The sequence below is a fragment of the Streptomyces sp. NPDC037301 genome, from assembly GCF_055602785.1.
On record NZ_JBVJWD010000032.1, the window covers coordinates 84256 to 94827 of the forward strand.

The 10572-nt window shown below is 70.4% G+C and carries 8 protein-coding genes; 3 read left to right on the plus strand and 5 right to left on the minus strand.

Going from position 1 to position 10572, the window contains the following annotated elements:
* The first annotated feature begins 41 nt into the window (after positions 1-41).
* From ACZ7IB_RS34990 to ACZ7IB_RS35000, 3 genes are read left to right on the plus strand one after another with little or no spacing between them, the layout of a single operon-like run.
* Positions 42-779: an ABC transporter ATP-binding protein gene (locus tag ACZ7IB_RS34990; RefSeq protein WP_470918162.1), complete on the plus strand. Its 738-nt coding sequence runs from the start codon at positions 42-44 to the stop codon at positions 777-779.
* A complete protein-coding gene (locus ACZ7IB_RS34995) occupies positions 761-1945 on the plus strand; it encodes a hypothetical protein (RefSeq protein WP_470918164.1) in 1185 nt (394 codons plus the stop codon). The genes ACZ7IB_RS34990 and ACZ7IB_RS34995 overlap by 19 nt, the downstream gene beginning before the upstream one ends.
* A 55-nt stretch (positions 1946-2000) precedes the next feature.
* The gene (locus ACZ7IB_RS35000; protein ID WP_470918166.1) at positions 2001-3125 is read left to right on the plus strand and encodes an LOG family protein; all 1125 of its coding nucleotides are present in this window, start codon (positions 2001-2003) and stop codon (positions 3123-3125) included.
* A 12-nt stretch (positions 3126-3137) separates the two neighbouring features.
* On the opposite strand, the gene ACZ7IB_RS35005 is transcribed toward ACZ7IB_RS35000, so the two are convergent.
* From ACZ7IB_RS35005 to rlmN, 5 genes are all read right to left on the minus strand, one after another.
* On the minus strand, positions 3138-3590 hold the full coding sequence (locus ACZ7IB_RS35005; RefSeq protein WP_470918167.1) for an SRPBCC domain-containing protein: 453 nt from the start codon (positions 3588-3590) through the stop codon (positions 3138-3140).
* Between the two features lie 207 nt (positions 3591-3797).
* The gene (locus ACZ7IB_RS35010) at positions 3798-4823 is read right to left on the minus strand and encodes an ABC transporter ATP-binding protein (RefSeq protein WP_470918169.1); all 1026 of its coding nucleotides are present in this window, start codon (positions 4821-4823) and stop codon (positions 3798-3800) included.
* Positions 4824-4825: 2 nt separating this feature from the next.
* A complete protein-coding gene (locus ACZ7IB_RS35015) occupies positions 4826-6439 on the minus strand; it encodes an ABC transporter permease (RefSeq protein ID WP_470918180.1) in 1614 nt (537 codons plus the stop codon).
* 146 nt (positions 6440-6585) lie between these two features.
* Entirely contained in the window at positions 6586-7695 is a 1110-nt protein-coding gene (locus tag ACZ7IB_RS35020) for a thiamine ABC transporter substrate-binding protein (protein ID WP_470918171.1), read from the minus strand.
* Positions 7696-7927: 232 nt separating this feature from the next.
* Positions 7928-9034, minus strand: a complete 1107-nt coding sequence (gene rlmN / locus ACZ7IB_RS35025) for a dual-specificity RNA methyltransferase RlmN (protein ID WP_470918173.1) — start codon at positions 9032-9034, stop codon at positions 7928-7930.
* Between the last annotated feature and the right edge of the window lie 1538 nt (positions 9035-10572).

Genomic DNA, 10572 nt, shown 5'->3' on the forward strand with positions numbered 1-10572 from the left:
TAAGGGGGACGGGACATACGATCTGAACCGAGGTGTACGCCATGGCGGCCCCGCCGGACAACGACGTGATCTGGGCGCGTTCCCTGCACCACTCCCACAACGGCTCACCCGCGCTCGGTGGCGTCTCCATGGGTGTCCACGACGGCGAGATCCTCGCCGTGACCGGCCCCAGAGGCAGCGGCAAGACGACCCTGCTGCACTGCCTCTCCGGTCAACTGGTGCCCCAGCAGGGCGAGGTGTGGTTCAACAGCGTCCCCGTCCACACCATGGGCCCCCGCTTGCGCGAACGGCTGCGCCGCGACAAGTTCGGCTGGATCGCCCCCGAGCCCCAGCTCGTACCGGAGCTGAACACCTGGGAGAACGTGGCTCTTCCGCTGCTGCTGCGCGGTGCCGCGCACCGGGAGGCGAAGAAGACCGGCCTGGAGTGGCTGGAGCGGCTGGACATCGGCGCGTGCGCCAAGAAGCGACCGCACACGCTGCTCCAGGGGCAGCGCCAGCGGATCGCCGTAGCCCGCGCGCTGGCCGCCTCCCCCTCGGTGATCTTCGCCGACGAGCCGACCGCGACCCTGCACCGCGCCGACCGGACGCATGTGCTGCGCACCCTCACCAGCGCGGCCCGCTCGCACGGCATCACGGTCGTGCTCGCCACCCACGACGCGGAGGTCGCCGCCCTCGCCGACCGTACGGTCCCGCTGCTGGACGGCCGCCCCGTCGCCACCGTCGCCCTGCCCGGCGTATCCGATGCGGAGGGCAGGGCGGCGTGCTCGCTCTCCGTCTAGCCCGGGGTTCCCATCCGCTGGTCCTGATGCGGCGGCTGCTGGTCGCAGCCGCCTCCGCCGGGGTCGGCTTCCTGCTGCTGTGCGCCCTGGGCTACGCATCGGGGCACCCGGCGGACTCCGCCGCGGCTGTGCTGCGGCTGCTGTGGTGCTTCGTACCGCTCGCCGCCACCGTGCAGCTCGCGGTCGCGGTGGCCCGTACGGACCCGAGCACCCGGCCACGCTCCGGGCTGTCCGCCGTGGGCCTCGGGCCGGTCAGGCTCACGGTGCTCGCCGCAGTCTCCACGGCCGTCTCCTGCACCCTCGGGTCGATGGTGGCGCTGCTGTTCTTCCTGCATCTGCGCGGCGATCTGTCCGGGCTGCCGTTCGACGGTGCGGCGGCAGGGCTGCTCGACGCGGACACCCCGCTGCCGCTCGCGGCCGTGCTCATGCTGCTGGCCCTGGTCCCGGTGGCCGCGGCGACGGCGAGCGGGCTGGCGCTGCGCATCCGGCCGGTCCAGACAGCGGCCCCGGACGACGTCTCCTCGGACGACGCGCCGGAGGACCGGCCGCCCACTCCGGCGGCGCCCCCGACCGGGCTGCCGTGGGGGGTGGCGCTGATCGCGGCCGGTCTCGCCGTAGAGGCCTACCTGAGCCGCGGTGACGGGCGCAGCCTGCTCCCGCTTCCCGGCAGGTTCGACGCCACCCCGGCCGGAGTGCTGGCGGGGTGGACGCTGACGGCGATCGGTCTGGCCGTGGCAGGACCCGGCCTGGCACATCTCTGCGGGCGGCTGCTGCAGGCGGTGGGCCCCGGCGCCGTACGGCTGCTGGCCGGCCGGGTGCTGATGGGCGAGGCGCGCCGGATCGGCGGGCCGCTCGGTGTGGTCTGTGCGGTGCTCTCCGCGATGATCGCCGCCTACGCGCTGTACGGGACGGGGCCACGCACCTTCGGCCCGCTCACGGCACTGGGCGCGGTGCTCGTCCTCGGCTGTACGTCGGCGACGCTGCTGACCTCGGCGTTGGAGGCGAAGCAGGACCGCACCCGGACGGCGCAGGCGCTCTCGCGGCTGGGTGCCCCGGCCTCGGTGCTGTGGGCAGCGACGGCCCTTCGCGCCGCCGCGCTGCTGGTCGTCTTCGCCCCGTTGACCTGGCTGGTCGCCGAGCTGGCGGCGCTGCCGCTGACGGCCTGAGGACGCCGTGTCCCGGCCACGCCCGTGCACCTCGGCCGCTACGTAGCATGACAACGTGGACAACCCGGACGACAGCAGTCCCATACCCGGCCCGGAGATCGAGTCGCTCGCCGAATTCGACGCGGCGGTGGCCTCCGGGAGGCTGGCCGGACACCGGGTCCAGTCCGTCGACCTGACGGGCCGGGGCGCCGCCCTGCTGGCCGCCGATACGGCCGGTGCCGTCTTTCTCGGCTGTCTGATGACGCCCGGAACGACGGCGAAGGTACGGGCCGACGGTGCGTTCGTCTTCCCGCCCGTGCCCGGTCTGCCCTTCGATCCGTACCGCGGCCTGCTCTACTCCCCCGACGCGCTCTACGAAGGGCTGACGGGCGGCGGCTACGCGGCGACGCCCGATGCCCGCGCGTACCGCTGGTTCCAGGAGACCCGGGCGAGTGGCGACACCTTCGCTTCGATGCTGCGTGCGCTCCACGACGACGCGGTCTCCGACGCGCTGGACGAACACCTCGCCGGCGCTTTTGTCGTCGGGGTGATGGGCGGCCATACGACGGCCCGCGGCAGCGCGGAGTACGCGGCCGCGGCCCGGCTGGGCCGGACGCTGGCCCGGAGCGGCCTGACGGTGGCCACCGGTGGCGGGCCGGGCGCGATGGAGGCCGCGAACCTCGGGGCGTACGCGGCGCCGCACCCCGATCCGATGCTGGACAAGGCCTGCGAACTCCTGGCCGCCACCCCCTCGTTCACCCCGTCGGTCACCGACTGGGCGCTGGCCGCCTTCGCCGTACGGGAGCGCTGGCCGGGTGGCGGTGGCTCGGTCTCGATCCCCACCTGGTTCTACGGACATGAGCCGCCGAACCCGTTCGCGGATCACATCGCCAAGTACTTCGCCAACGCACTGCGCGAGGACGGGCTGCTCGCCCGCTCCACGGCGGGCGTGATCTTCCTGCCGGGCGCGGCCGGCACCGTACAGGAGATCTTCGACAACGCGACGCCGAACTACTACTGCTCCCGCGGCAGGCCGGCCCCGATGGTGCTGGTGGGCCGCGCGCACTGGACGAGGGAACTGCCCGCGTGGCCACTGCTGCGCGCGTTGGCCGACAGCCGGCCGATGGAGTCCCGTATCGCGCTCGTCGGCACGGTGGACGAGGCCGCCGGGGCACTCGCCCGGTTGTCGGCGAAGCGGTAGGCCGAGGCCGGTTCAGAGGGACGCGAGACGGGCCACGAGCGCGTCGAAGAAGGCTTCCCAGCCGTCCTCGGCGGCTGCGTACTGCTCTGCCGTGAGGTTGCCGCCGCGCTGCTTGAAGACCATTTCGGTGGTCTTGTCGCCGCGGTCGGTGAAGGTGACGGTGACGGTCTCGCCCTCGATGTCGGCGGGTGCGGTGGCGTCCTTCAACGTGAACACCAGTCGCTCGGGTGCAAGGACCTCGCGGTAGACCCCGTGGAAGGCCATCTCGGTGCCCGGCACCACGATGACCAGGCTCCAGGCGCCGCCCGGCCTGACATCCATCGAAACCCGGTCGAGCGGCACCTCGGCGTCCCCGCCGTACCAGGCGGCGAAGTGCTCGGGCGCCGTCCAGGCCTCGAAGACCAGTTCCCGCGGGGCGTCGAGGATGCGGGTGATGTCGATGCCCTCGCGTGCTGACTCAGTCATTGTTCCCGTCCTTCCCGAGGTGGTTCCGGATCTGCCGCATGTCCTCCTCCAGCTTGCACGGACACCACTGCGCAGACCCGCCGCGTGTGATCGGTCCGGGCCGCTCCAGCAGTTCCGGAGGCCGGGAGACGGCGGGCGGGATCGTCCGATACGGCTCGGCCGGTCAAGTGAACCCGGCCGCGTCCTTTGCCGGACGCGCGAGGCCGGTCAGAAGACGGCGGGCAGGACGACGGTCTCCGCCGCGTCGAAGCCGACCCCGACCGTCGCGCCCTCCTCCGGGGCGTCCCGCAGCGCACACTCCGCCTCCAGGACCGGACCGACCACCGGCGTCAGCCGCACGGCGACATGGTTGCCCCGGAACGTACGCGTCCCGACCGTGCAGCGCAGCCCTCCGTCCGGGGAGCCGATCCGGACCCCGGCCGGGCGCACCAGCAGATCGCACGCCCCCTGCGGCGAGCCGTCGGGCACCGGCACCTTGCCCCACACCGTGTCGGCGGCCGTGCCGGCCACCGTCGCCTCCACCACGTTGTCGAAGCCGAGGAACCGGGCGACGAAGGCGGAGGCGGGCTGCTGCCAGACCTCCAGTGGGGTGCCCACCTGGGCGATCCGCCCGTCGCGCATCACCACCACCCGGTCGGCGAGGGCGAACGCCTCGCCCTGGTCGTGGGTGACGGCGAGCACCGTCGTGCCCAACCGTCCGAAGAGCGTGCGCAGTTCGACGACGAGCCGTTCACGCAGGCCGCGGTCGAGCTGGCCGAGCGGCTCGTCCAGCATCAGCAGCTTCGGGCTCGGCGCGAGCGCCCGCGCGAGGGCGACGCGCTGCTGTTCACCGCCGGACAGCGCGGCGACGGCCCGCCGTTCGGAGCCGGGCAGGCCCACCAGGTAGAGGAGTTCACCGACTTTGCGCTCCTGATCGCGCCGCGACACCCCGTGCATCCGCAGCCCGAAGGCGACATTGGCGCCGACATCCCGGTGCGGGAAGAGCTGGTGGTCCTGGAACATCAGGCCGAGTCCGCGCCGGTGCACCGGCACCCCGGCCTGGTCCGCGCCGTCCAGCAGCACCCGGCCGCCGTCCGGCGGGTGCAGTCCGGCGACCACCCGTAGCAGGGTCGACTTGCCGCTGCCACTCGGCCCCAGCACGCACACGATCTCGTGCTCGGCGACCTCCAGATCCACCCTGTCGAGTGCCGCCCGCTCGCCGAAGCGGACCGTGGCCGATTCCAGTGTCAGCATCTCTAGAACTCCCCGGATCGGTCCGTGCGGATACGTTCGAGCAGCAGCAGCGAGAGGGCGCAGACCACCATCAGAATGGTGCTGAGGGCCATCGCCTGGCCGTAGTTGAGCTCCCCGGCCCGCCCCAGCAGCCGGGCCACGGCCACCGGCAGCGTCGGGCGGTCGGGCCGTGCGATGAACACCGTCGCGCCGAACTCACCGAGCGAAACGGCGAACGCGAACCCGGCCGCGACCAGCAACGCCCGCCGCACCAGCGGCAGATCGACCTCCCGCCAGGCCCGCAGGGGTGAAGCCCCGAGCACCGCGGCCGCCTCCCTCAGCCGGCCGTCCACCGCCCGCAGGACCGGCAGCATGGTCCGTACGACGAAGGGCACACCGACCAGCGCCTGGGCGAGCGGCACCAGAATCCATGAAGTCCGCAGATCCAGCGGCGGCTTGTCCAGGGTGATCAGAAAACCGAAGCCGACGGTCACCGCGGACACCCCGAGCGGCAGCATCAGCAAGGCGTCGAAGCCGCGGACGAGCCGCCCCGCGCGCCGGGTCAGCGCCGCGGCGGCGAGCCCGCCGATGACCAGTGCGATGACGGTCGCGACCAGTGCGTACTGAGTTGAGTTCCAGATCGCTTCGAGCGGGGCGACCAGGAACGTGCCGCCGCCGGCGTCGGCGGACCGCAGGGCGCGGTAGAAGTCGAAGCCATGGCCGCCGGGTGTGTCCAGCGAGCGCTCGACCAGCACCCCGAGCGGCAGCAGTATCAGCACGAGCACGGTCAGCAGCACCCCGCAGAGCAGCGCCCACTGCCCGGCGCCGCGCGGCCTGCGGGCGGTCTGTGCCGGGTCGACCAGCTTCAGCGCGGTCTCCCTGCGTCGCACGGTCCACGCGTGGACGGCGAGGATCGCGCCGACCGCGGCGAACTGCACCAGCGTCAGCACGGCGGCTGTCGGCAGGGCGAGCAATTGGGCGGTCTGCCGGTAGATCTCCACCTCCAGCGTGGAGTACCCCGGGCCGCCGAGGATCTGTACGACCCCGAAGGAGGTGAAGGTGAAGAGGAAGACCATCAGCGCGGCGGCGGCCACGGCGGGCGCGAGGGCCGGCAGGGTGACCCGCCGCCAGGCGGCGAACCGCCCGGCGCCCAGCACCCGGGCGGCCTCCTCCTGCCGTGGGTCGAGCTGTGACCACAGCCCGCCCACGGTCCGCACGACCACCGCGTAGTTGAAGAAGACATGGGCGAGCAGAATTGCCCAGACGGTGGTGTCGAGCCGTACGCCCCAGAGTTCGTCGAGGAACCCGCCGCGTCCCAGCAGCGCCAGGAAGGCGGTCCCGACGACGACGGTCGGCAGCACGAACGGCACGGTGACGACCGCCCGCAGCAGTTGTTTGCCGGGGAAGTCGAAGCGGGCGAAGACATAGGCGCCGGGCAGCGCGATCAGCAGGGTCAGCGCGGTCGAGGCGAGCGCCTGCCAGGTGGTGAACCACAGGACGTCGCGCATGTCCGGCCGGGTCAGCACCTCGCCGATCCGGCCGAACTGCCAGACACCGTCCGCCCTCAGCCCGCGGCCGACGATCGCGGCGACAGGGTAGGCGAAGAACAGCGCGAAGAACGCGACGGGCACAGCCATCAGGCCTAGCCGCACCGCGCTCGCGCGCCACGCCTTTACGCGCGCCACGTTCTCGTGCCCGGAGCGGGCGCGCCGCCCCTTCCCGCGCGGCCCCTCCCCGTGCTCGCTCTTCCCGCCCGCGTCCGTTCCGCGTACGGGGGTCTTCGCTACTTCACTACGAGCGAGGACCACGACTGGACCCACTGCTCACGGTTCTTGGAGATCTTGTCGGGGGCGACGGTGGTCGGCTTGTCCACTGTCGCGCCGAACTTCGTGAAGAGTTTTGGCAGTTCCGCGCTCTTGGTGACCGGGTTCACGAACATGTTGAGCGGCATGTCCTCCTGGAACTTCTTGCTGATCAGGAAGTCCAGCAGGGCCTTGCCGCCCGCTTCGTTCTTCGCACCGTTCAGCAGACCCGCGAACTCGATCTGGCGGAAGCAGGTCCCGGTGGCGACCCCGGTCGGGGCCTCGGCCGGCTGCGGCTTCGCGTACAGCACCTCGACGGGCGGGCTGGAGGCGTACGAGACGACGAGCGGCCGGTCGGCCTTGGCCTTCTTGCCACCCGCGGAGCCGGAGAACTCCTCGTTGTACGCCTGCTCCCAGCCGTCGACGACCTTGACGCCGTTGCTCTTCAGCTTCTTCCAGTAGTCCTGGTAGCCCTTCTCGCCGTAGGTGGCGACGGTGCCGAGGAGGAAGCCGAGGCCGGGCGAGGAGGTCCCGGCGTTCTCCGTGACGAGGAGGTTCTTGTACGCGGGCTTCGCCAGGTCGTCGAAGGACTGAGGCGGCGCGAGCTTCTTGTCGGCGAAGTACTTCTTGTCGTAGTTGATGCAGATGTCGCCGGTGTCGACCGGGGTGACCCGGTGCTCTGCGTCCAGTTGGGTGTCGGCCGCCACCTGGTCGATGCCCTTCGCCTCATACGGCGTGAAGAGACCGCTGTCGAGAGCGCGGGAGAGCAGGGTGTTGTCGACGCCGAAGAACACATCGCCGCGCGGGGAGCCCTTGGTCAGGATCTCCTGGTTGAGCGCGACACCCGCGTCGCCGCTCTTCAGCACCTTGACGGTGTAGCCGGTCTCCTCCGTGAACTCCTTGAGCACATCCTTGGAGGCGTTGAAGGAGTCATGGCTGACGAGAGTCACGGTCTTCGAGCCCGAACTCTTCGTGCCGCCGGAACCGGAGTCCGACGTGTCGGAACTCCCGCATCCGGCAAGTGCCGTGACGCCGAGCGCGGCTACGACAGCCGACGCCGCAAGCTGCTTGGTTCTGCGGGTGGTGCTCATTGTGGATTCCTCCTGGGTTTTGGCCAGGAAGAGACGCGGCCCTACCCCTGGAGAAGCGGGCAGGGCGCAACAGCATGAGTTGATGACCGAACTTCCTACCCGGAATGACCCGGGCGAGGTTCAGAGGGTCTGCGGCCGACCTCTTCTCGGTGCCGCACTCTCAGCGCTGTGGCGCTCCCCTGTCGGAATATGAAGTTGATTTCAGGCCCAGGCTACACGGGCTGTTCCGGCCTCAGCGCTCGGCTGCCGCCAACTGCCCGCAGGCCCCGTCGATCTCCTGACCGCGGGTGTCCCGCACGGTCACCGGCACTCCGTGTGCCGCGATCGCCTCGACGAACGCCTTCTCGTCCTCGGGCCGCGAGGCGGTCCACTTGGAGCCGGGCGTCGGGTTCAGCGGGATCAGGTTGACGTGCACACGCTTGCCCTTGAGGAGCCGGCCGAGCCGGTCACCGCGCCACGCCTGGTCGTTGATGTCCCGGATCAGCGCGTACTCGATGGAGATGCGGCGGCCGGACTTCTCCGCGTACTCCCACGCGGCGTCCAGCACCTCGCCCACCTTCCAGCGCGTGTTCACGGGGACGAGCGTGTCGCGCAGCTCGTCGTCCGGTGCGTGCAGGGAGACGGCGAGGCGGCACTTGAAGCCCTCGTCGGCGAAGCGGAGCATCGCGGGCACCAGGCCCACGGTGGAGACGGTGATCCCGCGCTGCGAGAGCCCCAGCCCGTCCGGTTCCGGGTCGGTCAGCCGGCGGATCGCTCCGACCACCCGGTTGTAGTTGGCTAGCGGCTCACCCATGCCCATGAAGACGATGTTGGAGAGCCGCGCCGGACCACCGGGGACCTCCCCGTCGCGCAGCGTGCGCATGCCGTCCACGATCTGGTGGACGATCTCCGCGGTCGACAGATTGCGGTCGAGACCGGCCTGTCCCGTGGCGCAGAACGGGCAGTTCATCCCGCATCCCGCCTGCGACGAGATGCACATCGTCACCCGCTCCGGGTAACGCATCAGGACGGACTCGACGAGCGTCCCGTCGTGCAGTTTCCACAGCGTCTTACGGGTCGTGTCGTCGTCACAGCTGATGTGGCGGACCACCGACATCAGGTCGGGGAACATCGCCTCGGCGAGCTTGTCCCGCGAACCGGCCGGGATGTTGGTCCACTCGGCCGGGTCGTGCGCGTACCGCGCGAAGTAGTGCTGTGAGAGCTGCTGGGCGCGGAACGGCTTCTCGCCGATCGCGGCGACGGCTTCCTTGCGCTCGGCGGGCGTGAGGTCGGCGAGGTGCCGCGGCGGCTTCTTGGCTCCGCGGGGCGCGACGAAAGTGAGTTCTCCGGGCTTAGGCATGGTCAATCCAGTGTCGCAGACACGCCGTGGTAGTAGCGGTCGTCGCCAGCTCAGACGGGGCCAGGCCCGACCACAGCCGGTCGACGTTGGTCGTTGTCAGTCGACGTCGGCGGCCCTATGACGGCCCACAGGCGGCCCCGACAGGGGGGCGAGTGTGACCGATCGCACCAAAGGCGAGTGGTACACGCAGCGTCGCACCGAGTCCAGAATCGAATATATGTCCGAGAACCTCAGTCGCCTGGTCGGCTACGCATCGTCCGCGAGTGGCAGGCGTACCAGCTCGGCCGAACCGATCGGACGATCGCCGAGCTGACGGACTGCTGGTGATCTACGCCGCCCGGCATCAGGGACAGGGTCCTTGCTGCGCGCTCCCTGCGCCCCGGATGCCTGGCCTTGAAGTGGTCCACCCAGTGGAGTGGGGTCTTCGTGTCCGGGCGGCTGGCATGGATCAAGGCTCGCAGGCCAGCGGCGACGACGCGGACGTTCCAGTCCTCCTCCTCGGGACCACGAGCGCAGTCATCGCGAAGAAGGGAGACCCGAGGGCGCCGCGGTCGCCGGTTTCGTCCACGTAGACACGCAGCTTGGGGAGAATGCCGAACTCGGAGGCCGTGAGCGGGGCGTTGATCGGCGCTGCGCGTGAGTGAGCGCGCGCGTGTGCGCGCTGTAGTGGGTCCGCACCATGGGAGGCCAATTCCCCTCCGAACTTGCGTCCCTGGCGAAGTCCCGTCCGCCAGGAGCGCGTTGGCTGCGCTACATGCGACTTGGGCCTGCGGGCGCACGACAGCATGGGCTTCACCGGCAATGCCGTCGTCCACGGGAGTGCGGGGAAGGCTGCTGCCGTTGGCCCCCCGTTTGGCCCCCGCGCCCTGGCCAATCATCGGTTTGGTTGGTGCACGCTTTCCAACTCTGCCTGGTTCGTACACGTCCACTCACCCAAGCAACGTCCGGTCTCAGCGGGAAGATGAACGACCGCGTACAGCCGCGAACGAGACTGCGGATGAGACTGCGCCGGCTGGACCCGGGAGCATGTCTCATCGCAGCTCCTACCGCTTCTTGCGGATCTTGCGCTTTTTCGCCGCAGCTTCCTTTTCCTTGCGCTGTGCGACCCCGTAGGCCGACCAAGGGCCTTGGTGCCTAGCGCAACGGGAGGTGCCGAGCACTGCAAGGCTCCGGCACGCTGCACCAGCTTTGGTGCGTGCGCCGCACCTGGACTGAGATGCCACTCCATACCCTCCTACCAAGAGGCCAGGTAACCCGAGACCTTAGGAAGCTCCCACCCAGCGCTTTCGCTAGGGGAGGCGTATGCGCGATGCATCGAAGCACGCTTCTGGCCGCCACCGCCGAGGGCGGCGATCGCGCTTGCGTGACCACCCAAGTCTGTTGTCAGTGGCCTCATCTACGGTGTCGCCATGGCACCTTCCGAGATCACACGCGCGGGCATCCGGGAGTGTCTAATCAACGGCGGATCTGATGATCAAGGAGACGCCAGAGATGACCGAGTCCGTTGTCGAGCAGGAGTCCGTGGAGAAGTCGGCGGT

Coding starts and splice junctions, on each gene's coding strand:
- ACZ7IB_RS35020 (WP_470918171.1), bottom strand. CDS start 7,695: ATGAGCACCACCCGCAGAACCAAGCAGCTTGCGGCGTCGGCTGTCGTA.
- ACZ7IB_RS35015 (WP_470918180.1), bottom strand. CDS start 6,439: ATGGCTGTGCCCGTCGCGTTCTTCGCGCTGTTCTTCGCCTACCCTGTC.
- ACZ7IB_RS34990 (WP_470918162.1), top strand. CDS start 42: ATGGCGGCCCCGCCGGACAACGACGTGATCTGGGCGCGTTCCCTGCAC.
- rlmN (WP_470918173.1), bottom strand. CDS start 9,034: ATGCCTAAGCCCGGAGAACTCACTTTCGTCGCGCCCCGCGGAGCCAAG.
- ACZ7IB_RS35010 (WP_470918169.1), bottom strand. CDS start 4,823: ATGCTGACACTGGAATCGGCCACGGTCCGCTTCGGCGAGCGGGCGGCA.
- ACZ7IB_RS35005 (WP_470918167.1), bottom strand. CDS start 3,590: ATGACTGAGTCAGCACGCGAGGGCATCGACATCACCCGCATCCTCGAC.